Annotated in this window: 1 protein-coding gene; it reads right to left on the minus strand. The window is 63.1% G+C overall.

The window, feature by feature from the left end:
• Positions 1–696 (minus strand): hypothetical protein (locus NW852_RS10370; protein WP_414426717.1); only part of this gene is annotated, 696 nt, incomplete at both ends.

Genomic DNA, 696 nt, shown 5'->3' on the forward strand with positions numbered 1-696 from the left:
CGCAGCGCAGCCGCCGCACATACGGATCTTGTGGATCCAGCTCGCGCAGGAACTCTGTGCGCGCGTTGGAGGGGAATTGGAAGCGGCTGGAGACAGCGCCAGGGCGGCGAGCAATCTGCAGCCCCACGTCGTAGCCGAAGCGGCGACGAGGTGGGAAGTAGTAGTCGTAGCCGCGCACAAAGGTTGAATCCTGCACCAGGTTGGGCGGCTCGAAGCTGTGCTGCAGGAAGGGGCCGGTGGCATAGGTGCTGTAGTTGAGCTGGATCATCGAGCCGCTGAAGAAGAGGTTGGTACCTCTCCACATCTCATTGAGGCGTAGGAAGTTGTGCATGCCGCCGGCGGTTTGATGCAGCCGCGACGGGAGCACCCCGCTAACGGCCACCGCGTTGACCCGCGTCTCTCGGGCCGGCTGCAGTTGCCAGTTTTGGCTGCCGTCTTCGCTGCGGCGGCGCTGGTTCACATCAGTTGAGGCCAGCTCTTGGAAGCGAGGAATGGGAATAGGTCGCCGCGTCACCTCGTCCAGGATCACGCCCAGCACCGGGTTGTTGCCAGCAAAGCCGGTGGTGGGCCTGTTCAGATCCAGGGTGAAGGGCTCCACATCCACCCACACCAGGCCATCGTTATCGCCGCCGTTGCGGTCGATTTGCACCTGGATGGTGTTGCCGTTGGGCTTGACGTAGAAGCACAGGCCGTTGC

The organism is Synechococcus sp. H60.1, assembly GCF_047462335.1.
Classification (GTDB): domain Bacteria; phylum Cyanobacteriota; class Cyanobacteriia; order Thermostichales; family Thermostichaceae; genus Thermostichus.